Below are 21,843 nucleotides of genomic sequence, written 5' to 3' on the forward strand. Positions count from 1 at the left end.
TCGCCGGGGCGTGATGCCCGTTCATGTCGTGGGGAGCTGCGGGTCCGTCGTGGCTGGTCGCGCAGTTCCCCGCGCCCCTGGAAAGGGAGCTTCGCTCCCCTTTCAGACCTAGAGTGAGGGCATGTCTGCCATCACCTGGGAAGTGTTCGCGAGCAGGGGGTTCGAGACCGCCTGGCCGGAGCTCGGGGAAGCCGTGCTGCGGGCGCGTGGGCGGGCTGTCGGCACCGATCCCGAGCCCTACTGGGTCACGTACGAACTCGACACGGCCGACCGCTTCGTGACCCGTCGGCTCCGGGTGACCGTCGAGTCCGCCGACGGCAGCCGCACGCTCGATCTGCTCCACGACGGTGGGGGCGGCTGGACCGCGAACGGCGACCCTCTCCCGGACCTCGACGGTGCTCTCGACTGCGATCTCGGGCTGTGTCCGCTCACCAACACCATGCCGGTGCTGCGGCACGGGCTCCATCGCGGGCCCGGTGAGCGGGAGTTCCTGATGGCCTGGGTGTCGGTGCCGGACCTGGCCGTGCGGCCGTCGCGGCAGACCTACACGCATCTGCGACCGGGGCGCGTCCGCTTCACCTCGGGCGACTTCCGCAGCGATCTGGAGTTCGACGAGGAGGGCTTCGTCGCCGACTACCCGCAGTTGGCCACGCGCCTGACGGCCCGTTAGCGCTCCGTCACCTTGCCGTCCGCCACCTCCAGGCGGCGGGTGACGTGCACCGCGTCCAGCATGCGGCGGTCGTGGGTGACCAGCAGGAGGGTGCCCTCGTAGGCGTCGAGGGCGGACTCCAGCTGCTCGATGGCGGGCAGGTCGAGATGGTTGGTCGGCTCGTCGAGGACCAGGAGGTTGACGCCCCGGCCCTGGAGCAGCGCGAGGGCGGCGCGGGTGCGCTCGCCCGGGGAGAGGCTGGCCGCGGGGCGCAGGACGTGCTCCGTCTTGAGGCCGAACTTGGCCAGGAGCGTGCGGATCTCGACCGGTTCGGTGTCCGGGACGGCCGCGCGGAAGGCGTCGAGCAGGGACTCCTCGCCGTGGAACAGCTTGCGGGCCTGGTCGACCTCGCCGAGGAGGACGCCCGAGCCGAGCGCGGCGTGCCCGGCGTCCAGCGGGACGCGGCCGAGGAGGGCGGCGAGCAGCGTGGACTTGCCGGCGCCGTTCGCGCCGGTCACCGCCACCCGGTCCGCCCAGTCGATCTGCAGGGAGACGGGGCCGAGGACGAAGCCGCCGCGGCGCACCTCGGCGTCCCGCAGGGTCGCGACGACGGCGCCCGAGCGCGGGGCCGACGCGATCTCCATGCGCAGCTCCCACTCCTTGCGGGGCTCCTCGACGACGTCGAGCCGCTCGATCATGCGCTGGGTCTGGCGGGCCTTCGCGGCCTGCTTCTCGCTGGCCTCGCTGCGGAACTTGCGGCCGATCTTGTCGTTGTCGTTGCTCGCCTTGCGGCGCGCGTTCTTCACGCCCTTGTCCATCCAGGAGCGCTGCATCTGCGCGCGGTCCTGGAGGGCCGCCTTCTTGTCGGCGTACTCCTCGAACTCGTCGCGGGCGTGCCGGCGGGCGACGTCCCGCTCCTCCAGATAGGCCTCGTAGCCACCGCCGAAGAGGTTGATCTGCCGCTGGACCAGGTCGAGTTCGAGGACCTTGGTGACGGTGCGGGTGAGGAACTCGCGGTCGTGGCTGACGACCACCGTGCCGGCACGCAGGCCGCTCACGAAGCGTTCGAGGCGCTCCAGGCCGTCCAGGTCGAGGTCGTTGGTCGGCTCGTCGAGGAGGAAGACGTCGTAGCGGGACAGGAGCAGGGAGGCGAGACCCGCGCGGGCCGCCTGGCCGCCGGACAGGGACGTCATCGGCTGGTCCAGGCCGACGGCGAGGCCGAGGCCGTCGGCGACTTCCTCGGCGCGTTCGTCGAGGTCGGCGCCGCCGAGGCCGAGCCAGCGCTCCAGGCTGGTGGCGTAGGCGTCGTCCGCGCCGGGTGCCCCGTCGACCAGAGCCTGGGTGGCCTCGTCCATGGTCCGCTGGGCCTCGGCGACGCCGGTGCGGCGGGCCAGGAACTCCCGGACGGTCTCACCGGGGCGGCGGTCCGGCTCCTGCGGGAGGTGGCCGACGGTGGCGGTCGGCGGGGACAGGCGCAGATCGCCCTGCTCGGGCGCGATGAGTCCGGCGAGCATCCTGAGCAGGGTGGACTTGCCCGCGCCGTTGGCCCCGACCAGGCCGATCACGTCGCCGGGCGCGACGACGAGGTCGAGTCCGGTGAACAGGGAGCGGTCGCCGTGGCCGGCGGCGAGGTTCTTGGCGACGAGGGTGGCAGTCATCAGAGCGCCGATCCTAACGGCCGGGCCGCTCAGTGGTTCACGGCCGTCACCAGGACGCTTCCGGACGTGCGCGCCACGACGAACGACCGGCCCCTGACGGCCTTCGCGTCGAGGACGACGGGGTGTCGGCCGGCTTCGAGGACGCCGTCGAAGATCTCGTGGGTGTGGGTGCGGGAGAGCCGGTCCAGGCGGTACGCGGTGAGGGTGACGCGGCAGGTGGAGGTGACCTCGATGTCCGCGCCGTCGTCGGTCGCGGTGAGGCCGGTGAGGCGGCGCCGGTCGGCCGGGCTGCGGTCCAGGGCGTGTTCGATCTGGGCGACGAGGAGCGGGACGATCGGGGCGAGGCCGTCGACATGGGCGACCGGGACCCCGGCGCGCTCGAAGGCGCGGCGGACGGCGGCACGTTCCTGCTCGCCGGCCGCGTGGCCGAAGGCGACGGCCCCGTAGCCGCGGAGTTCGTCGGCGGGTACGCCGTCGGCGTCATGGGCGATGTCGGCGCCGACGCCGATGGTGCGCAGGGCCGCGGCGAGCTTGGCGAGGACGGCGACGCGGGCGCCGATCAGCAGGACGCGGCGCCGTGGGTCGGGCGCGGAGCCGTTCAGCAGGGCGCTCAGTGCCGTGCGGTACTCGGCGCCGCGGAAGCGGAACGGGCCGATGCCGTGGTAGCCGTTGAGCTCCAGGTCGGCCTGGTCGTCGGTCTGCCAGGCGAAGTCCCGCCAGATGACGTCCTCACCGTCGCCCTGGATGACGGCGGTGACGGCGCCGCAGGCCAGGTCCTCGCACTCGGGGCAGCCGTAGACGACGTACCGGCCGCCCGGTAACGGGGCCGGGCTCTCCAGGAGCAGGCTGCGGACCTGCGCGGTGAAGATCGCGGGCGGGACGTCGGACGCGAGCGGGGAGACCGCGTCGAGGTCGGAGAGCTGGAACAGCAGTGGGCGTCCGTCGACGATGAAGTCCACGAAGTCCCGGTGGACCTGGTAACCGCCGTCGTTGAGGACTCCCCCGGCTCGCATCGCGGGAGCCAGGCCGAAGGTCGCGTACTCGGCACACATACGGTGAGTATCCCCACACTGCGCGTGATGTGAGCACGGCATGACACATTCCGCTACGGTCCGGGCATGACGAGTGAGTCGCGTGGCGAGATCGTGGTGGTCGGCGGTGGGGTGGTCGGGCTGACGACCGCCCTGATTCTCGCGGAGCGGGGGGCGTCGGTGCGGGTGTGGACGCGGGACGCCGTCGAGGCGACCACCTCCGCCGTTGCGGGCGCGCTGTGGTGGCCGTACCGGATCGAACCGGTCGCGGCGGCACGCGCGTGGGCGCTGCGGTCCCTGGAGGTGTACGAGGACCTGGTGGCACGGGCCGCGCCGGCCGGCGTACGCATGGTCGAAGGGGTACTGGGCGAGACCGGCCTCGACGAGGCCGACGGGTGGCTGGCGGGCCGGGTGCCGGGGCTGCGGGCGTCCACGACCGACGAGTACGCGGGTACGGGCGTCCGGGCACGGCTGCCGCTCATCGACATGCCGGCCCATCTGCCGTGGCTGCGGGAGCGGTTCGTCGCCGCGGGCGGCGTGATCGAGACGCGTACGGTGTCCTCCTTCGCCGAGGTGGACGCGCCGGTCGTGGTCAACTGCGCGGGGCTCGCCGCGCGGGGACTCGTGCCCGACCCCTCCGTACGGCCCGTGCGCGGCCAGTTGGTCGTCGTGGAGAACCCCGGGATCGACACCTGGCTGGTCACCACCGACGCGGCCGGGGAGCACGCGTACCTGTTCCCGCAGCCGGGCGGACTCGTCCTCGGCGGTACGTCCGAGGAGGACGCGTGGTCGCTGGAGCCCGACCCCGCGACGGCCGAGGCGATCATCCGCCGCTGTGCGGCACTCAGGCCGGAGATCGCCGGGGCCCGGGTGCTGGAGCACCGGGTGGGGCTCCGGCCCACCCGGCCGTCGGTCCGGCTGGAGCGCGACGCCCTGCCGGACGGACGGCTGCTGGTGCACAACTACGGCCACGGCGGCGCGGGCGTCACCGTGGCCTGGGGATGCGCGGAGGAGGCCGCCCGGCTGGTCTCGGGCTGAGGCGGTCGAGGCGGGCCGAGGCGGGGGGCGCAGGCCGAGGCGCGGCACGCAGACCCAAGCTCGGGACGCAGACCCAGGCGCGAGCCGCAGATCAAGGCGCCAGCCGCGGGCCCGTGCGCGAGCCGCAGGCTCGGGCCCGGGTGCGGATCCTGCGGCTCGGCGGCGCGCCGTGCATGCTGAGCCGCCCGGCGCCAGACGCAGGCCCGGGCGCGAGCCGCAAGCTCAGGCACGAGTGCGGATCCTGCAGCTCGGCGGCGCGCCGCGCATGCCGAGCCGCCCGGCGCCAGCCACGGGCCCAGGCGCGAGCCTCCGGCCAAAACGCGAGGGCGGCCCGGGTTTCAGGAACCCGGGCCGCCCCACGCCGTTCGGATCAGTGCTTGCCGATCGGGTCTCCCTCCACGTCCGGGCCGCGGCCCGGGCCGACGCGGAACTCGAACTCGCCGTCGTACTTCTTGTGGCCTTCCATCACGGCCATTTCAACGGCCTCGGAGCCCATCTGCTCGCGCACGATCACCGGGTCGCGGCGCAGGTCGCGCATGAGGGCGACACACATGAAGATCATCACGATGACGAACGGCGCGGCCGCGAGGATCGTGAGGTTCTGCAGACCGGTCAGTGCGTCGCCCTGACCGCTGCCGACCATGAGCATGATCGCGGCCACCGCACCGGTGACCACGCCCCAGAACACGACCACGAAGCGGCCGGGTTCGAGAGCGCCCTTCTGCGACAGGGTGCCCATGACGATGGAGGCCGCGTCGGCGCCCGAGACGAAGAAGATGCCGACGAGGACCATCACGAGCAGGCTCGTGACGGTGGCGATGGGGAACTGCTGGAGCACGTCGAAGAGCTGGCCCTCCGGGGTGGCCTCCTTGCCGAGCTGCCCCTCCGCCTGCATCTTCATCGCCGAGCCGCCGAAGATCGCGAACCAGATCAGACTGACCGTGCTGGGCACGAGGATGACACCGCCGACGAACTGGCGGATCGTACGGCCCCGGCTGATGCGGGCGATGAACATACCGACGAACGGCGTCCAGGAGATCCACCACGCCCAGTAGAAGACCGTCCAGCTGCCCAGCCAGTCGGCGACGCCCTCGCCGCCGCTCGCCTCGGTCCGGCCGGCCAGCTGGGGCAGATCGCCGAGGTAGGCGAAGACGGAGGTGGGCAGCAGGTCCAGGACGATGATGGTCGGGCCCGCCACGAACACGAACAGGGCGAGGATCAGTGCCAGCACCATGTTGGTGTTGGACAGCCACTGGATGCCCTTCTCCACGCCGGAGATGGCGGACGCGACGAAGGCCAGGGTCAGCACCGCGATGATCGTGACGAGCAGCCCGGTGCTCACCTTGTCCATCCACTTCAGCTCCTGCACGCCGGAGCCGATCTGGAGCGCGCCGAGCCCCAGGGAGGCGGCGGAGCCGAAGACGGTCGCGATGATCGCGAGGACGTCGATGGCCCGGCCGATGCCGCCGTTGGCGTTCTTCTTGCCGATGAGCGGCGTGAAGACGGCGCTGATGGTCTGCCTGCGCCGCCTGCGGAAGGTGCTGTAGGCGATGGCGAGGCCGACCACCGCGTAGATCGCCCAGGGGTGGAGCGTCCAGTGGAACAGGGTGGTGGCCATGGCCGTCTCCATGCGATCGCCGGAGTCGGCCGGGTTGGTCCCCGGCGGGGGCGTGCCGTAGTGCGACAGCGGCTCGCTGACGCCGTAGAACATCAAGCCGATGCCCATGCCGGCGCTGAACATCATCGCGACCCACGACACGGTGCGGAACTCGGGCTCCTCACCCTCCGCACCGAGGTGGATACGGCCGTAGCGGCTGATGGCGAGCCAGAGGGCGAAGACGACGAAGCCGGAGGCCGCGAGCATGAACGCCCAGCCGCCGTTGTGCATCAGCCCGCTGAGCATCGTGGTGGAGACGTCTTCGAGCGAGTCGGTCGCGGTGGCGCCCCAGACCACGAAGGCGAGGGTGAGCACCGCCGTGACGCCGAAGACGATGCGGTCGGTCTGCGGGCGGTCCTGACCTGGCAGCCCCGCTTCCGACCCCGGCAGCGCGGCTCCCTCCGGGGAGTCCTTGTCGCTTGGTCGTTCTTGCGTCACAGGCGGAACCTTTCATCGGGACAGCGAAGGAGGATGTAGGTCCTCCGTAAACGCTGCTACCACGTGTGGCGGAATTTCACCCCTCTCAACATGCGGTTTCGTATGAACCTCCTGTCAGGTGGTACTCGGCCCGGTCGTCGAGCAGCAGCGGCACGAGCGCCCGCAGGGGCTGGCGCAGGGGCACGAGCACGCCCTCGCCGTCCTTGCGCACGCGCACTCCGTGCAGTGCGAGTTCGTCGCCCACCTCGGCGTACTGGGCGGCGGTGAGCCGGTAGCCGCAGGGTGGGTTCAGGATGATTTCATCCGGTTCGGGGGCCTCGTTGTCGGCGCCGCCGGTGTAGATCGGGCCGGTCGCGGTCCAGCCCGAGAGGCGGGCCCGGGCCGTCGCCGTCTCGATCCGGGCGCGGCGCTGGCCGGTGTAGCCGAACAGCCCCTTTAGTGCGTCGAGTTGGGAGGTGACCCGGCGCCGGTTGTTCAGGGCCGGGTCCGCCTTCTCCTCGTCGGTGAGCGGGTCCACCCGGCTCTCGATGAGCAGCCCGACGGAGTGCTTCAGACCGGACATGTTGCGCAGAATGCGCTCCTGTCCGTCTCCGGCGACCTGCTTGACCGGCTCACCGGTCTCCGGGTCGGTCCAGATTCCGTAGGTGCCGGTCGAGTGGCCGGCCCGCTCGGCGGCGGGGCGGACGTACGCCTCGGACAGGGTCCGCGCCTCGTCGTGGACCGCCTCGTGGGTGTTGAGGTTGCGCGGCCACAGGTCGAAGAGGTCCTTGTCGTAGTACCGGGGTGTGGCGCCGTACTCGTGCAGGTCGTAGACGATGTCGGGGCGCTGGTCGCGGATGACGGCGGCCAGGGCGCGCCCCTCGGCGGTCTTCAGGGCGAGGTGGTCGCGGTTGATGTCGACGCCGTCGCTGTTGCCGCGCGTGTTCGCGGCCCGGCCGTCCGGGTTGGCGGTGGGCACGACCAGGACCGTGGTGCGGTCCAGGAAGCGCCGGGTGCGGCTGTCGTGGGCGTACGCGAGGTCGCGGACGGTGGTCAGGCAGGCCTCGCGGCCGGAGGGCTCGTCGCCGTGCTGGCTGCACACGAGCAGCACCTTGTTGTGACTCGCACGGTTGCCGATCCGCACGAGCTGGAGCGGACGGTCCTGCTTCGTCGTGCCGAAGCGGGTCATGGAGACGCGGGCGCCGGCCCGGTCGACGGCCTTGAGGAACTCCTGCTCCTCGGGCTGGGTGGTCCAGCGGGCGCCGTTCGACTGCTCGAAGCCGGTGCGGGGCAGGGTGTCGGTGGCCGCCTGGGCCGGTGCGGCGACCAGGGAGGCCGTGAGGGCCGCGGTGGTCGCTATCAGGGCGCCTGCACGGATCACTGACTCGCCTCCGGGACACGGTGGGTGGTGCGCGGCTCCCGAACGCCGTCCAGGAACGTGGCGCCGGGGGTGGCGGTGGCGGCGCCCGTGGTGGCGCGGGCGAAGGCGGTGGCTCCGCCGGTGAACGGGACGCGCGCCGAGGTGCGGGAGAGGTCGAGGGTGAGCTTCGGCTTGTCGGCGGGAGGATCGATGAGGCCCTGGTCGGTGCCCGCGACGATCAGCGCCAGGCGGTGGCCCTTCGGAACGACATGGTCGGTCGCCGCGAGGTCGAGGGTGATCGTGTACCGCTTGCCCGGGGTGAGCGGGGAGCCCTTGTGGTCGGAGGCGTGGTTGCCGAGGTCGGCCCAGCCGCGGCTGACGACCGTGTAGTCAACGTCGGCGGTCCTCGCCTTCGTCTCCTTGAAGCAGGAGCTGTCCGCGGTGGTGCTCGCGCCCCAGCAGGTGCGGTCGGTCAGGGTGGTGATCCCTTCGCCCGCGTCGGCGTAGTCGCGGATCGTGGCGGGGCCGAGGTCCACGAGGACGGCGGAGAGGTGGGCCGTCGGGGTGGAGGGCGTCGCGGTGACGGTGACCTCGGAGGAGCCGGACACGCGCAGGTCCCGGGTGAGCGTCCGCGTGGTGAAACCGGCCTTCTCCGCTGTGGGCTTGTCGATCTGCGCGGCCCAGTCAGTCTCGCTCAGCTTCGGGTCGTCGGTGAAGCTCGCGGTGCCGTGGCCGCGGTGCAGGCCGAGGGTGCCGACGCCGGCTTGGGTGCCCCGGTCGGGGCGCAGGGTGGCGGTGCGGGTGCCGCTCGGCGGCCAGACCCGGGAGGTGTCCCACTGGCCGGGGGCGCGCTCGATGTCGGCCATGGGCTCGCGGTCGATGCCGTTGTCGATGCCCATGAGTTCGTGGTCGAACCAGCGGTGCAGCGTCTCGACCCATGCGCCGCGCCGGAAGTCGAAGGGGTCGACGTGGCCGGTCTGGGACAGCCAGATCTTGCGCTCGACGCCGTTCTTCGCGAGGGCGTTCCACCACGGGCCGACGTGCTTCATGCGGACGTTGAGGTCCTGCATGCCGTGGACCAGGAAGACGCTGGCCTTGACCTTGCGCGCGGCCTTGACGTAGTCGCGCTCGCTCCACAGCGGGGTCCAGTCGCCGGTGCGCGGTGCGCCGTCGACGAGCTTGCGCTGAACGGCTGCGCACTTGGCGCGGGCATCGGGGCTGTCGACGTAGTCCGACAGCCACTCGGGGCCGGAGTCGTAGAGGGGGGCGCCCTGCTGGAAGTAGTAGTCGTACCAGGAGGAGATGGCGCTGATCGGGACGATGGTCTTCAGGCCCTTGACGCCGGTGGCGGCGACGCCGTTGGCGATGGTGCCGTCCCAGCTCTTGCCGATCATGCCGGTGCGGCCGTTGGTCCAGCCGGCCTGGGCGCGGGTGGCGCCGGTGCGGGTCGTGTAGGCCTTCGCGCGGCCGTTCAGCCAGTCGACGACGGCCTTCGCGGACTGGACGTCGGAGCGGCCGCCGACGTCCACGCAGCCGTCGGATCGATTGGTTCCGGCCAGGTCCACGCCGACGAAGGCGTAGCCGCGCGGGACGAAGTAGTTGTCGTAGTAGAGCGGCATCTGTGCGACACGGCCCTGCGCGTCGTAGGTCTTCTTCTGGCTCTCGTTGCCGCGCCCGCAACAGGAGTAGTACGGGCTGGCGTCCATGATGACGGGGACCTTGCGGCCCTGCCGGGCGGTTTCGCGGGGGCGGACGATGTCGACGGCGACCCGGTCGGGCTTTCCGTCCCGGTCCTCGTCGAGACCGGTGTCCACCCAGACGGCCTCGCGGATGGCGTCCTCGTAGGAGTGGACGGGTTCACTCCCGCGCGGGGCGGCCTGTGCGGCCACCGGGGTGAGCAGGGTGGCCAAGAGGGCGGCCGTGGCCGCCGTCGCGAGCGGTCTCCAGGTCGTGAAGCGCGTGCGTTTCGGCATGCGCCGGACGGTACATCGGTGAACTCCTGTTCAGAAGAGGGCAGCTGACGGACCGGCGTGTCATCGACGCGCCCGCGGGCCGGGTGTCTCATGTCGGCCGAATGGCGATCGTGTGACAGCAGGGGCCATGGACATGATCAGAGGCACAGGGAGTCAATAGGCTCCGGACAGACCCCGGACAAGACCCCGGACAGATCCCGGACAGACCCCGGGACCCTACGACTTGGAGCCTTGCGTGCACCGCAGAATCATCGCGCCGGGAGCCCTGGCAGCGGCCGTTCTCCTGCTGGCGATCCCGGCATCGGCCGCCCCCCACTCCCCCGGCGCGCCGGGTATCGGCGACCCCTACTACCCGGCCTACGGCAACGGCGGCTACGACGTCTCCCACTACGACCTCCGGCTGAAGTACCAGCCGGCCACGGACGAACTGGAGGGCACGGCGACCCTCGTGGCCCGCGCCACGCAGGACCTGACGAGCTTCAACCTGGACTTCCTGCTGGACGTCGGCGAGGTCCGCGTCAACGGCGCGAAGGCGTCGCTGCGGACCTCGGGCGAGCAGGAACTGGAGATCACGCCGAAGACCCCGCTGGCCAAGGGCGCGCCCGTCACGGTCGTCGTGCGCTACCGCGGGGTGCCGTCGTCGAAGCAGGCCTTCGGTTTCACCAGCTGGCACCGCACTCCGGACGGCGGTGTCGCGGCGAACGAGCCCGAGGCGGCCGCGTGGTGGTTCCCGGCCAACGACCATCCGCTGGACAAGGCGACCTACGACGTCTCCGTGCTGGTCCCGGACGGTACGCAGGCCATCTCCAACGGCACGCTCCAGTCGACGAGTTCGAAGCTCGGGTGGACCCGCTGGAACTGGCGGTCCGACAAGCCGCAGGCCACGTACCTCGCCACGCTCGCGGTCGGGAAGTTCGACATCACGACCGGCACGACCGAGGGCGGCATCCCGGTCCTCAACGCCTACAGCAAGGACCTCGGCGCGAACGCCGGGGCGGCGCGGGCGAGCATCGAACGGACCGGGGAGATCGCGGACTGGCTGGCCGGCTACTTCGGGCCGTACCCCTACAGCGCGCTCGGCGGATACGTGCCGAACACGAACACCGGGTACGCGCTGGAGACCCAGACCCGGCCGTTCTACAGCCCGCGGCAGTTCGCGAACGGGTCCAACGTGTCGGTCGTCGTCCATGAGCTGGCCCACCAGTGGTACGGCGACGACGTGTCGCTCAAGGGCTGGAAGGACATCTGGATCAACGAGGGGTTCGCGCGGTACGCGCAGTGGCTGTGGTCCGAGCACGAGGGCGAGGGCACGGCGCAGGACCTCGCCGACTACGTGTACGCCTCGCATCCGGCCGACGACCCGTTCTGGACGGTGAAGCCCGGGGACCCCGGCCCGGAGAACCAGTTCGACATCGCGGTCTACGACCGTGGCGCACTGGCCGTCCAGGCGCTGCGCAACAAGATCGGTGACGAGTCGTTCTTCGCGATCCTCAAGGGCTGGCCCGCTAAGTACGCCCATGGCAACGCCTCGGTGGCGGACTTCCGGCGGTACGCGGAGGAGGTCTCGGGCAAGCCGCTGGCCGCGCTCTTCGACACGTGGCTGTTCCAGCCGTCGAAGCCGGGGGTGCCGGCGGCCCGGGCCGCCGCGGTGGCCAAGGGCGCCAAGGGAGCGAAGGGCGTGTCCCAGCCCAGGTCGTGGAAGCGGATCGCCGCGACGAACGGGGTGCACGGGCACTGATATCCACGGGTCGGGCGGGGGCGCGGGCGCTGGCCCCCGCGTATCGGCGGAGGTGCGCGGGCACTGACACCCGCGTGTCGTGCGGGGGTGCCCGGCGCGACACGCCGACGGGAAGCCCGGCGCAGGGGGCATCCGGCGCAGGGGCCTCCGGCGCGACCCGGCGGCGGGAAGCCCGGCACTGAGGCGTCCGGCGCGACCCGGCGGCGGTAAGCCCGCCGCACGGACCGCCGCCCCGCTCGACCGGGCGGCGGGCGGCTCCCGCACGGGGGCGCCGATGCGCTGCCCCGTCAGGGTGACGCCCGGCCTGCCGAACGGGGCCCCGCCGTCTACGGTGGGGCCCGTACACCGTGACGTGTGAGGGCGAGGCTGCTGACGAGGGAGCCGGACGTGCGGAAGCTGGCGATCGTCGAGGCACCGTCCGTGCTCGGGCTGCGCCCCACCGGCGTCGAGGACCTGCCCGCGGCGCTCCTCGGGGCCGGGCTGGCCGAAGGGCTCGGTGCGCGGCACTCGGGCCGGGTCGAGCCGCCCCCGTACGACCCGGAGCGGGATCCGGCGACGGGGCTCCTGAACCCCGGCGGCATCGCCGCGTACTCCGTCGCGCTGGCCGACGCCGTGGGCACCGTCCTCGGCCACGGCCGGTTCCCCGTCGTGCTCGGCGGCGACTGCAGCGTGCTGCTCGGCACCCTGCTGGCACTGCGCCGCCGCGACGACCGGCACGGCCTGCTCTTCCTGGACGGGCACACCGACTTCTACCAGCCGCGGAGCCCGCCGGCGAGGTGGCCTCCATGGAGCTCGCCCTGGCCACCGGGCGCGGACCGCGGGTGCTGGCCGACCTGGAGGGCCGGGGCCCGCTCGTGCGCGACGCGGACGTCGTCGCCCTGGGGTTCCGGGACGCGGAGGAGTCGGCGGGGTACGGGATGCAGCCGCTGCCGTCGGCGCTGCACGCGCTGGAGCTGGACACCGTGCGCGCCCTGGGGGCGGCCGAGGCGGCCCGGCGCGCCGTCCGGGTGCTGACCGGTGACGGCACAGGTGCCGGGTACTGGATCCATCTCGACGTCGACGTGCTGGACGACGCGATCATGCCGGCCGTCGACTACCGGCAGCCGGACGGGCTGACCTGGCAGGAGCTGGAGACCGTCCTGCGCACGGCGCTGACGGGCGGCGGGGCGGCGGGCCTCACCGTCGCGATCTTCAACCCCCGCCTGGACCCCGACGGCAGCCTCGCCCGACGCCTCGTCGACTGCCTGGTACGGGCCTTCGACAGCCAGGGCTGAGCCGGCCCGCTCCGCGCCGGGGCCCGACAGCGCCGGGCGCCCGACAGGCCGCGACCCGCTACTTCGTCAGCTGCGACAGCTCCTGGTCCGCCGCCCGGGAGACGCGGCGGCGGATGCCGAACCAGCCCGCGACCAGCATGGCCGCGATCAGGGGGATGAGGAGGAGGGTCTTGCGGCCGACCTCGGGGTCGTTCCACATCATGCCGAGGCAGGCCAGCAGGAAGGCGATCGTGGTGATCTCGGTGACCGGGCTGAAGGGAAGGCGGAAGGAGGGGCGGGTGACCTGGCCGTCCTTGGCGCGGCGGACGAAGACCAGGTGGCAGACCATGATGATCACCCAGGTGCTGATGATGCCGAGGGAGGCGACGTTCAGCACGATCTCGAAGGCCTGGGCCGGCACGAGGAAGTTCAGGCCGACGCCGAGCACGCACACCCCGCAGGTCAGCAGGATGCCGCCGTAGGGGACCTGGCTGCGGTTCATGCGCGCGGTGAACTTCGGGGCGGAGCCCGCCATCGCCATGGAGCGCAGGATGCGGCCCGTGGAGTACAGGCCGGAGTTGAGGGAGGACATGGCGGCCGTCAGGACGACCAGGTTCATCACGTCGCCCGCGGCCGGGACGCCGATCTTCGACAGCACCGTGACGAAGGGGCTCTGGTCGGCCGAGTAGACCGAGCCGGGCAGGAGCAGGGCGAGGAGGACGACCGAGCCCACGTAGAAGAGACCCACCCGCCACATGATCGAGTTCACCGCGCGCGGGACGACCTTCTCCGGCTCGGCGGTCTCGCCCGCGGCGACACCGACCAGCTCCAGTGCGGCGTACGCGAAGATCACGCCCTGCATGACCAGGACGACGGGCATCATGCCGTGCGGGAAGACGCCGCCGTTGTCGGTGATGACGCCCAGGCCCGGGGTCTGGCCGCCCACCTCGTGCTGTGTGGCGAGCAGGAAGATGCCGATGAACATGAATCCGACGAGCGTGGCGACCTTGATGATCGCGAACCAGAACTCCATCTCGCCGAAGTACTTCACCGAGATCAGGTTCACCGCCAGGACGACCGCGAGGGCGACCAGCGCGAGCACCCACTGCGGGATGTCCGTGAACATGCTCCAGTAGTGCGTGTAGAGCGCGATCGCGGTGATGTCGGCGATGCCGGTGGTCGACCAGTTCAGGAAGTACATCCAGCCGGCGATGTATGCGCCCTTCTCGCCGAGGAACTCGCGCGCGTACGACACGAAGGAACCCGAGGAGGGGCGGTAGAGCACGAGCTCACCGAGGGCCCGGACCACGAAGAAGGCGAAGATGCCGCAGACCAGGTAGGCGATCGCCAGCGCCGGGCCCGCGTTGTGCAGGCGGCCGCCCGCGCCCAGGAAGAGCCCGGTGCCGATCGCGCCTCCGATGGCGATCATGTTGACGTGGCGGGCCTTGAGGTCCTTGCTGTAGCCGGCGTCGCCCGCGTCCGCGGGCACTGCGGCCGCATCGGTACGCGGCGTGGCCGCAGCCGTGTTCACGGCGTCCTTGCTCACGGTGGATCCACTTCTCTGGTGCGCCCGAGCGGGTCACGCTCGGCTTCCGGACGTACATAAGGTCTGGGCCCTCTGTCAGGGCACAGACCAAGGGGCCACCTTCCCCCGCCCTGCGCGGCTCACGCGATGGCACACGTCACAGAGCGCTACTTCTCACAGGGCCTTCACGTTCGGCGCCGGAGGTTTCACAGCACTGGTGAGACAGCGATACTGCTGCACATGACGACCGACACCGAGGAGCCGACCCTCACGATCGACGAGCTGGCCGCCCGGACCGGCGTCACGGTGCGCACGGTCCGCTTCTACGGCACCAAAGGGCTGCTGCCGCCGCCGGTGCTCGGTCCGCGGCGCGTGGGGCACTACGGGCGTGAGCATCTGGCGCGACTGGCGCTGATCGAGGAGTTGCAGCAGCAGGGCATGACGCTGGCCGGCATCGAGCGCTACCTGCGGCAGCTGCCGTCGGACCTGAGCGCGCACGACCTCGCCATCCACCGGGCCGTGGTGGCCTCCTGGGCGCCGGAGAGCGTCGAGACGGTCACGCGGGCGGAGCTGGAGCGGCGGGCCGGACGGATGCTCGGCGACGAGGACGTCGAGCGGCTCGTCGCGATGGGCGTGATCCGGCCCGCGGACGGCGGGTACGAGGCCGACCTCGGCCTGCTCCGGCTCGGCGCCGGGCTACTGGACGTGCCGCTCTCCCAGGAGGCGATCTTCGCGGCGCGCAAGGTCCTCGTCGAACACACGCGCGCCGCGGCCCGGGAGCTGTCCCAGCTCTTCCGCGGCGAGGTGGCGGAGCGCGACGCGCAGGACGTGCGCTCCTTGTCCGCGCACATGCACCCTCTGGTGGTGCAGGCGCTCCTCACCGCCTTTCAGCGGTCGCTGAAGGAAGAGCTGGGCGAATGGCTCACCGGGCCGTCGGGCTCCGGCGGGTCAGCCGCGGGCTGAGTCGCTGAACCGCTCCCCCTTCTCCGCCTTCTGCACCAGCAGCGCGGGCGGGTCGAAGCGCTCCCCGTACTGCTCGGCGAGTTCACGCGCGCGTGCCACGAAGCCGGGCAGGCCCCCTTCGTAGCCGTTGATGTACTGGAGCACGCCTCCGGTCCAGCCCGGGAAGCCGATGCCGAAGATGGAGCCGATGTTGGCGTCGGCGACGGAGGTCAGCACGCCCTCCTCCAGCAGCCGGACGGTGTCCAGCGCCTCGGAGAACAGCATGCGCTCCTGCATGTCCCGGAACGGGATCCGATACCCCGGTTTGGTGTAGTGCTCGCGCAGCCCGGGCCACAGGCCGGTGCGCTTGCCGTCGTCGCCGTAGTCGTAGAAGCCGGCGCCGCCGCTGCGGCCGGTGCGGCCGAAGTCGTCGACCATGCGGTCGATGACGGCCTCGGCGGGGTGGGCCGTCCAGGTGCCGCCCGCCTCCTCGACCGCGCGCCTCGTCTCGGCCCGGATCTTGCGGGGCAGGGTCAGCGTCAGTTCGTCCATCAGGGACAGCACCTTGGCCGGGTAGCCGGCCTGGGCGGCGGCCTGCTCGACCGAGGCGGGCTCGATGCCCTCGCCGACCATCGCGACGCCCTCGTTGATGAAGTGGCCGATGACGCGGGAGGTGAAGAAGCCGCGCGAGTCGTTGACGACGATGGGCGTCTTGTTGATCTGCCGGACCAGGTCGAAGGCGCGGGCCAGGGCCTCCTCGCCGGTGCGCTCGCCCTTGATGATCTCGACGAGCGGCATCTTGTCGACGGGCGAGAAGAAGTGCAGGCCGATGAAGTCGCCCTGGCGCTCCACGCCTTCGGCGAGGGCGGTGATGGGGAGGGTGGAGGTGTTGGAGCAGAGCAGCGCGTCGGGCTCCACGACGTGCTGGATCTCCTGGAAGACCTTGTGCTTGAGGGAGGTGTCCTCGAAGACGGCCTCGATGACTGCGTCGCAGCCGGCCAGGTCCTGCGCCTCGGCGGTCGGGGTGATGCGGGCGAGCAGCGCGTCGGCCTTCTCCTGGGACGTACGGCCCTTGGAGACGGCCTTGGCGCACAGCTTCTCGGAGTAGCCCTTGCCCTTGAGGGCCGCCTCCAGGGAGACGTCCTTGAGGACGACGTCGATGCCGGCGCGGGCGCAGGAGTAGGCGATGCCGGCGCCCATCATCCCGGCGCCGAGGACGGCGACCTTGCGGACCTTGCGGGGCTCGATGCCCTGGGGGCGGTTGGCGCCGGAGTTGACGGCCTGGAGGTCGAAGAAGAAGGCCTGGATCATGTTCTTCGAGGTCTGGCCCGCCGCGAGGTCCACGAAGTAGCGGGCCTCGATGACCTGGGCGGTCTCGAAGTCGACCTGGGAGCCCTCGACGGCGGCGGCCAGGATGTTGCGCGGGGCCGGGTAGGGGGCGCCGTTCGTCTGCTTGCGCAGGCTGGCCGGGAAGGCGGGCAGGTTCGCGGCGAACTTGGGGTTGGCCGGCGTGCCGCCCGGGATGCGGTAGCCCGGCTTGTCCCAGGGCTGCTGGGACTCGGGGTTGGCGTCGATGAAGGCGCGGGCCTTGGCGAGCATGTCCTCCCGGCTGTCGGCCACCTCATCGACGAGGCCGTTCTCCTGGGCGCGGCGCGGGCTGTACTGGGTGCCCTGGAGGAGGACCTTCAGCAGGGCGTCGGCGATGCCGAGCAGGCGGACGGTGCGGACGACGCCGCCGCCTCCGGGGAGCAGACCGAGGGTGACCTCGGGGCAGCCGATCTTGGAGCCGGGCGCGTCGAGCGCGACGCGGTGGTGGCAGGCGAGGGCGATCTCGTAGCCGCCGCCGAGGGCCGCGCCGTTGAGGGCGGCGACGACGGGCTTGCCGAGGGTCTCGATGCGGCGCAGGTTCCGCTTGATGGCCATGCCGCCGTCGAACAGCTCCTGGGCCGTCTCGGGCGTGACGCGGATGAGGTCGCGCAGGTCGCCGCCGGCGAAGAAGGTCTTCTTCGCGGAGGTGATGATGACGCCCCGGATGGAGTCCTTCTCGGCCTCCAGGCGGTCGGTGACGGCGGCCAGCGAGTCGCGGAACGCCTGGTTCATGGTGTTCGCGGACTGGTTGGGGTCGTCGATGACGAGGGTGACGAGGCCGGTGCGGTCCTGTTCCCAGCGGATGGTGGTGGACTCAGTGCTCATGTGGAGGTGCTCCGTGTGATCCGTCGGGAGGGGGTCAGATGCGCTCGACGATGGTGGCGACGCCCATGCCGCCGCCGACGCACAGCGTGGCGAGGCCGTAGCGCTTGTCCTGGCGCTCGAGTTCGTCCACGAGGGTGCCGAGGATCATCGCGCCGGTGGCGCCGAGGGGGTGGCCGAGCGCGATCGCGCCGCCGTTGACGTTGACCTTGTCCAGGGACAGGCCCATGTCCTTCACGAAGCGCAGGACGACCGCCGCGAACGCCTCGTTGATCTCGACGAGGTCGATGTCGTCGATGGTCAGTCCGGCCTTGGCGAGGGCCTTGCGGGTGGCGGGGGCGGGGCCGGTGAGCATGATGGTCGGCTCGGATCCGGAGACCGCGGCGGAGACGATCCGGGCGCGGGGGGTGAGGCCGTAGCGCTCGCCGACCTCCTTGGAGCCGATCGCGACGAGCGAGGCGCCGTCGACGATGCCGGAGGAGTTGCCCGCGTGGTGGACGTGGTCGATCTTCTCCACCCAGTGGTACTGCTGGAGGGCCACGGCGTCGAAGCCGCCGAGTTCGCCGATGTCCGCGAAGGACGGCTTGAGCTTGGCGAGGGAGTCGGCCGTCGTGCCGGGGCGCGGGAACTCGTCGTGGTCGAGGACGACGAGGCCGCTGCGGTCCTTGACCGGGACGACGGACCGCTCGAAACGGCCGTCCTTCATCGCGGTGGCGGCCCGCTCCTGGGAGAGCGCCGCGTACTCGTCGACGTCCCGCCGGGAGAAGCCCTCGATGGTGGCGATGAGGTCGGCGCCGATGCCCTGCGGCACGAAGTTGACCTCGAGGTTGGTCATCGGGTCGTTGAACCAGGCGCCGCCGTCGGAGGCCATCGGCACCCGGGACATCGACTCGACGCCGCCCGCGAGGACGAGGTCCTCCCAGCCGGAACGCACCTTGGCGGCGGCCAGGTTGACGGCCTCCAGCCCCGAGGCACAGAAGCGGTTCTCCTGCACACCGGCGACCGTGTCGGGCAGGCCCGCGGCGATGGCGGCGATCCGGGCGATGTCGGAGCCCTGGTCGCCGACCGGGCCGACGACGCCGAGGACGATGTCGTCGACGGCGGCCGGGTCGAGGTCGGGGAACCGGGCGCGGATCTCGTGGATGAGTCCGACGACCAGGTCGATGGGCTTGGTGCCGTGCAGGGAGCCGTTGGCCTTGCCGCGGCCGCGCGGGGTGCGGATCGCGTCGTAGACGTACGCTTCGGTGCTCACGAGGGGGCCTTTCACTGAGGGTTTCGGGACGACGGGAGGAGCCCGGGGACGTCCCAGTCCCGGGCGACGTCCGCCGTGTCGGCGCCCGGCCGCGCCGGGCCGGTGCGGACGGAGGTCGGGGTCGCGGAGAAGCGGGGGGCCGGGGCGGGCTGGGTGATGCCGCCGTGGTCGGTGAAGGTGCCGCGGGCGGCCAGGTGCGGGTGGTGCGGGGCCTCGCGCAGCGACAGCACGGGCGCCACGCAGGCGTCGGAGCCGTCGAAGACGGCCGTCCACTCGTCCCGGGTACGGCTCTTGAAGCGAGTGGCGACCTGCTCGCGCAGTTCACTCCAGCGGCCGACGTCCCTGCGGGCCCCGGCCTGGTCCTCGACGCCGAGCAGGGCGAGGAACTCCGCGTAGAACTGGGGCTCCAGGGCGCCGACGGCCATGTACCGGCCGTCGGCCGTCTCGTACGTGCCGTAGTAGGGGCAGCCGCCGTCCAGGAGGTTGGCACCACGGCGGTCCTGCCAGCCGCCCGCGGCGAGCATGCCGTGGATCATCGTGGCGAGATGGGCGGTGCCGTCCACGATGGCGGCGTCGACGACCTGGCCGGTGCCGCTCGCGCGCGCGTGGTGCAGAGCGGCGAGGACGCCCACGACGAGGTAGAGGGAGCCGCCCGCGTAGTCGCCGAGCAGGTTCGCCGGGACCGCGGGCGGTTCGTCCGGGCGGCCGATCATGCCGAGGGCGCCGGTGGGGGCGATGTACGCGATGTCGTGCCCGGCGCGCTGGGCGAGGGGGCCGTCCTGGCCCCAGCCGGTCATCCGGCCGTAGACGAGGCGCGGGTTGCGGGCGTGGCAGTCCCCGGGGCCGACACCGAGGCGCTCCGCGACGCCGGGGCGGTAGCCCTCCACGAGGACGTCGGCGCGGGCCACGAGGTCGAGCACCCGCTCCGGGCCGTCCGGGGCCTTCAGGTCGACGACCACCGAGCGCTTGTTGCGGTTGGTGACGTCGTACGCCGGGTCGATCGCGAACCCGGGGCCGCCGGGCCGGTCCACGCGCACGACGTCGGCTCCGAGGTCGGCCAGGAGCATGGCGGCGAACGGGCCGGGCCCGATGCCGGCCAGCTCGACGACGCGCACGCCGGTGAGCGGACCGTGTCCTGGCGTCCTTGCCATGGTCATCCAGCCCCCATGCTGTGACACAACTGATGTAACACCAGTGATGCTAAGAACGTGTTCCACTCGGCACAAGACCTGAACGAGCAAGCGCTTAGCAATCTGCCGGACGGGGTCAGCTTCCGTCCAGCACGACTATCAGCCGCTTCGGCGCGATCACCCGGTAGCTCTCCTCCACCCAGTCGCAGAGCACCTCGGCGGCGGGGGCGCCCGGCTGCTCCAGGGGGATGCTCACCCAGCCCGCCTTGCCCAGGCCGTATCCGGCGGGCTCGGCGCCGGGGCAGGCCAGCGCGTGGGCGTGCGCCGTCTCGTCCTTGAGCTTCACCGTCACCCCTAAGGGGTAACTGCCGTCCTGGACGCCGAGGAAGACGAACACCTTCTTGTTGACCTTCGCGACGGACTCGCCCCAGGGGAACTCCTCGACGGCGCCCGGCAGCCCCAGTGCGAACGCGCGCACTTTCTCCCACTTCTTCAGGGCATTCCTGGGCACGGCCATCGTCGTCCTCCGGGCTCGTCGTCGGGCTCCGCACTCCTCACGCTAGCCTCGGCCACCGACAGCGGCACGGGCTGCACGACCGAGGGGTGTCATGAGCAGGCAAAGCAGGACGGACCGTCCGTACGACATCGTGCTCTTCGGAGCGACCAGTTTCGCCGGGGCGCTCACCGCGGAGTACCTGGCCGCCCACGCGCCCGAGGGGCTGCGCTGGGCGATCGCGGGCCGCAACGCCGGGAAGCTGGAGCGGCTGCGGGAGCGGCTGCCCGCCGACACGAAGGTCGGGGTGGAGCGGGCGGACGTCTCCGACCCGGCCTCGCTGCGCGACCTCGCCGGGAAGGCGCGCGTGCTGGCCACGACGGTCGGCCCGTACGTGAGTCACGGCGAGGAGCTCGTCGCCGCCTGCGCGGACGCCGGGACCGACTACCTCGACCTGTGTGGCGAGCCGGAGTTCGTGGATCTGATGTACGTCCGGCACGACGCCCGAGCTCGGGAGACCGGGGCGCGGCTGGTGCACGCCGCAGGGTTCGACTCGATCCCGCACGACCTGGGCGTGTACTTCACCGTGCAGCAGCTGCCCGAGGACGTGCCGCTGGCCGTGGAGGGCTTCGTCACCGCGGACGCGGCGTTCTCGGGCGGGACCTTCGCCTCCGCGCTCGGCCAGTTCGCGCGGCAGCGTCAGATGGCGGCGGCCGCCCGGGACCGGCGGCGGCACGAGCCGCGGCTGGTGGGCCGGCGGGCCTCGGCGCCGTTGGGCGGGCCGCGGTTCGCCAAGGAGGTCGGTGCGTGGGCGCTGCCGATGCCGACCATCGACCCGCAGATCGTGCGGCGCTCGGCGTCGGCCCTCGACCGGTACGGGCCCGACTTCCGCTACCGGCAGTACGCGGCCGTCCGGCATCTGCCGGTCGCGGTCGGCGGGGTCGCCGCGGTCGGCGCGCTGGTCGCGGCGGCTCAGGTGCCGCCCGCGCGGCGCTGGTTGTCGGACCGGCTCAAGCCCGGCGACGGGCCGAGCCCCGAGAAGCGGGCGAAGAGCTGGTTCTCCGTGCGCTTCGTGGGTGAAGGCGGCGGTCAGCGGGTGTACACGGAGGTCTCGGGCGGCGATCCCGGCTACGACGAGACGGCCAAGATGTTCGCCGAGTCGGCGCTGTGCCTCGCCTTCGACGACCTTCCGGAGACGGCGGGTCAGGTCACCACGGCGGTGGCGATGGGCAACGCGCTGATCGACCGGCTGCGCGCGGCGGGCATCCGCTTCCGCGTCGCGTCGGCGCGCTGAGGGTCCGCCGGCGCGCTGAGGGTCCGTCGGCGCGCTGAGGGTCCTACAGCGGCCACTCGACGATGGTGTAGATCATCCCGGCGATCCAGCCGAGCCCGGCCAGCACGGCGAGGATCAGCCCTATGGTGACGGCCCGCTCGACGGTCTGGGTCGGGCCGGCAACAGGCTTGGAGGCGCGGTGCGTTGTCATGCACCCCAGCCTCCCGACGGGGCCCGCCCCGGGCATCCGTACGGGTACTCAGA

General features: G+C 71.9%; 17 protein-coding genes and 1 pseudogene. 7 read left to right on the top strand and 11 right to left on the bottom strand.

Translation table 11 applies throughout. The features are described 5' to 3' along the window. The first annotated feature begins 121 nt into the window (after nt 1–121). Nucleotides 122–670, top strand: a complete 549-nt coding sequence (locus IE153_RS03065; protein ID WP_189588160.1) for a putative glycolipid-binding domain-containing protein — start codon at nt 122–124, stop codon at nt 668–670. Here the strand turns inward: IE153_RS03065 and IE153_RS03070 are convergent. After that, nucleotides 667–2,307: an ABC-F family ATP-binding cassette domain-containing protein gene (locus tag IE153_RS03070; RefSeq protein ID WP_189588162.1), complete on the bottom strand. Its 1,641-nt coding sequence runs from the start codon at nt 2,305–2,307 to the stop codon at nt 667–669. The genes IE153_RS03065 and IE153_RS03070 overlap by 4 nt on opposite strands. A gap of 29 nt (nt 2,308–2,336) precedes the next feature. Next, the gene (locus IE153_RS03075; protein ID WP_189588164.1) at nt 2,337–3,359 is read right to left on the bottom strand and encodes an oxidoreductase; all 1,023 of its coding nucleotides are present in this window, start codon (nt 3,357–3,359) and stop codon (nt 2,337–2,339) included. Between the two features lie 66 nt (nt 3,360–3,425). On the opposite strand from IE153_RS03075, the gene IE153_RS03080 reads away from it, so the two are divergent. Beyond that, on the top strand, nt 3,426–4,376 hold the full coding sequence (locus IE153_RS03080; protein WP_189588166.1) for an NAD(P)/FAD-dependent oxidoreductase: 951 nt from the start codon (nt 3,426–3,428) through the stop codon (nt 4,374–4,376). Nucleotides 4,377–4,746: 370 nt separating this feature from the next. Here the strand turns inward: IE153_RS03080 and IE153_RS03085 are convergent, their stop codons facing one another. The 3 genes from IE153_RS03085 to IE153_RS03095 all read right to left on the bottom strand — a co-directional run bounded on the left by IE153_RS03085 (nt 4,747) and on the right by IE153_RS03095 (nt 9,783). After that, nucleotides 4,747–6,471: a BCCT family transporter gene (locus tag IE153_RS03085; RefSeq protein ID WP_189588168.1), complete on the bottom strand. Its 1,725-nt coding sequence runs from the start codon at nt 6,469–6,471 to the stop codon at nt 4,747–4,749. Between the two features lie 85 nt (nt 6,472–6,556). After that, nucleotides 6,557–7,831 (bottom strand): M14 family metallopeptidase, encoded by a 1,275-nt coding sequence (locus tag IE153_RS03090; protein ID WP_189588170.1) that lies wholly within the window; start codon nt 7,829–7,831, stop codon nt 6,557–6,559. After that, nucleotides 7,828–9,783, bottom strand: coding sequence for a Xaa-Pro dipeptidyl-peptidase (locus IE153_RS03095; RefSeq protein ID WP_189588172.1), 1,956 nt, complete (start codon nt 9,781–9,783; stop codon nt 7,828–7,830). Before IE153_RS03095 ends, IE153_RS03090 begins: the two co-directional genes overlap by 4 nt. Before the next feature lie 235 nt (nt 9,784–10,018). On the opposite strand from IE153_RS03095, the gene IE153_RS03100 reads away from it, so the two are divergent. The 3 genes and pseudogenes from IE153_RS03100 to IE153_RS03105 all read left to right on the top strand — a co-directional run bounded on the left by IE153_RS03100 (nt 10,019) and on the right by IE153_RS03105 (nt 12,795). Then, nucleotides 10,019–11,521, top strand: a complete 1,503-nt coding sequence (locus IE153_RS03100) for a M1 family metallopeptidase (protein WP_189588174.1) — start codon at nt 10,019–10,021, stop codon at nt 11,519–11,521. Nucleotides 11,522–12,169: 648 nt separating this feature from the next. Next, nucleotides 12,170–12,223: pseudogene (locus IE153_RS42280) on the top strand (hypothetical protein); the annotation flags it as partial. 83 nt (nt 12,224–12,306) lie between these two features. After that, complete coding sequence (locus IE153_RS03105; protein ID WP_268251706.1) at nt 12,307–12,795, top strand: arginase family protein; 489 nt, start codon at nt 12,307–12,309, stop codon at nt 12,793–12,795. Between the two features lie 58 nt (nt 12,796–12,853). Here the strand turns inward: IE153_RS03105 and IE153_RS03110 are convergent, their stop codons facing one another. Beyond that, nucleotides 12,854–14,320 (bottom strand): amino acid permease, encoded by a 1,467-nt coding sequence (locus IE153_RS03110; protein ID WP_189588176.1) that lies wholly within the window; start codon nt 14,318–14,320, stop codon nt 12,854–12,856. Between the two features lie 219 nt (nt 14,321–14,539). Between IE153_RS03110 and IE153_RS03115 the strand changes: the two genes are divergently transcribed. Next, nucleotides 14,540–15,262, top strand: a complete 723-nt coding sequence (locus tag IE153_RS03115; protein WP_189588178.1) for a MerR family transcriptional regulator — start codon at nt 14,540–14,542, stop codon at nt 15,260–15,262. On the opposite strand, the gene IE153_RS03120 is transcribed toward IE153_RS03115, so the two are convergent. The 4 genes from IE153_RS03120 to IE153_RS03135 form a co-directional block, all read right to left on the bottom strand. Next, the gene (locus IE153_RS03120; RefSeq protein WP_189588180.1) at nt 15,248–17,434 is read right to left on the bottom strand and encodes a 3-hydroxyacyl-CoA dehydrogenase NAD-binding domain-containing protein; all 2,187 of its coding nucleotides are present in this window, start codon (nt 17,432–17,434) and stop codon (nt 15,248–15,250) included. The two genes, IE153_RS03115 and IE153_RS03120, sit on opposite strands and share 15 nt — an antisense overlap. Nucleotides 17,435–17,468: 34 nt before the next feature. Beyond that, a complete protein-coding gene (locus tag IE153_RS03125; RefSeq protein WP_189588182.1) occupies nt 17,469–18,683 on the bottom strand; it encodes an acetyl-CoA C-acetyltransferase in 1,215 nt (404 codons plus the stop codon). An 11-nt stretch (nt 18,684–18,694) separates the two neighbouring features. Further along, complete coding sequence (locus IE153_RS03130; protein ID WP_189588184.1) at nt 18,695–19,840, bottom strand: CaiB/BaiF CoA transferase family protein; 1,146 nt, start codon at nt 19,838–19,840, stop codon at nt 18,695–18,697. A gap of 109 nt (nt 19,841–19,949) precedes the next feature. Further along, nucleotides 19,950–20,330, bottom strand: a complete 381-nt coding sequence (locus tag IE153_RS03135) for an MmcQ/YjbR family DNA-binding protein (RefSeq protein WP_189588186.1) — start codon at nt 20,328–20,330, stop codon at nt 19,950–19,952. A 91-nt stretch (nt 20,331–20,421) separates the two neighbouring features. On the opposite strand from IE153_RS03135, the gene IE153_RS03140 reads away from it, so the two are divergent. Continuing rightward, nucleotides 20,422–21,600, top strand: coding sequence for a saccharopine dehydrogenase family protein (locus tag IE153_RS03140; RefSeq protein ID WP_189588188.1), 1,179 nt, complete (start codon nt 20,422–20,424; stop codon nt 21,598–21,600). A gap of 43 nt (nt 21,601–21,643) precedes the next feature. Here IE153_RS03140 and mmpA read toward each other — a convergent pair whose 3' ends face one another. Beyond that, nucleotides 21,644–21,790, bottom strand: coding sequence for a morphogenic membrane protein MmpA (gene mmpA / locus IE153_RS03145; RefSeq protein WP_189588191.1), 147 nt, complete (start codon nt 21,788–21,790; stop codon nt 21,644–21,646). Nucleotides 21,791–21,843: the final 53 nt, after the last annotated feature.

This window comes from Streptomyces massasporeus (genome assembly GCF_014648995.1).
In the GTDB taxonomy this organism is placed as follows: domain Bacteria; phylum Actinomycetota; class Actinomycetes; order Streptomycetales; family Streptomycetaceae; genus Streptomyces; species Streptomyces massasporeus.

What these genes read in the sequence shown, in the direction of transcription:
- IE153_RS03115 (WP_189588178.1), top strand. Translation starts at nt 14,540, where the DNA reads ATGACGACCGACACCGAGGAGCCGACCCTCACGATCGACGAGCTGGCC.
- IE153_RS03130 (WP_189588184.1), bottom strand. Translation starts at nt 19,840, where the DNA reads ATGACCATGGCAAGGACGCCAGGACACGGTCCGCTCACCGGCGTGCGC.
- IE153_RS03075 (WP_189588164.1), bottom strand. Translation starts at nt 3,359, where the DNA reads ATGTGTGCCGAGTACGCGACCTTCGGCCTGGCTCCCGCGATGCGAGCC.
- IE153_RS03140 (WP_189588188.1), top strand. Translation starts at nt 20,422, where the DNA reads ATGAGCAGGCAAAGCAGGACGGACCGTCCGTACGACATCGTGCTCTTC.
- IE153_RS03105 (WP_268251706.1), top strand. Translation starts at nt 12,307, where the DNA reads ATGGAGCTCGCCCTGGCCACCGGGCGCGGACCGCGGGTGCTGGCCGAC.
- mmpA (WP_189588191.1), bottom strand. Translation starts at nt 21,790, where the DNA reads ATGACAACGCACCGCGCCTCCAAGCCTGTTGCCGGCCCGACCCAGACC.
- IE153_RS03095 (WP_189588172.1), bottom strand. Translation starts at nt 9,783, where the DNA reads ATGCCGAAACGCACGCGCTTCACGACCTGGAGACCGCTCGCGACGGCG.
- IE153_RS03070 (WP_189588162.1), bottom strand. Translation starts at nt 2,307, where the DNA reads ATGACTGCCACCCTCGTCGCCAAGAACCTCGCCGCCGGCCACGGCGAC.
- IE153_RS03065 (WP_189588160.1), top strand. Translation starts at nt 122, where the DNA reads ATGTCTGCCATCACCTGGGAAGTGTTCGCGAGCAGGGGGTTCGAGACC.
- IE153_RS03080 (WP_189588166.1), top strand. Translation starts at nt 3,426, where the DNA reads ATGACGAGTGAGTCGCGTGGCGAGATCGTGGTGGTCGGCGGTGGGGTG.
- IE153_RS03120 (WP_189588180.1), bottom strand. Translation starts at nt 17,434, where the DNA reads ATGAGCACTGAGTCCACCACCATCCGCTGGGAACAGGACCGCACCGGC.
- IE153_RS03135 (WP_189588186.1), bottom strand. Translation starts at nt 20,330, where the DNA reads ATGGCCGTGCCCAGGAATGCCCTGAAGAAGTGGGAGAAAGTGCGCGCG.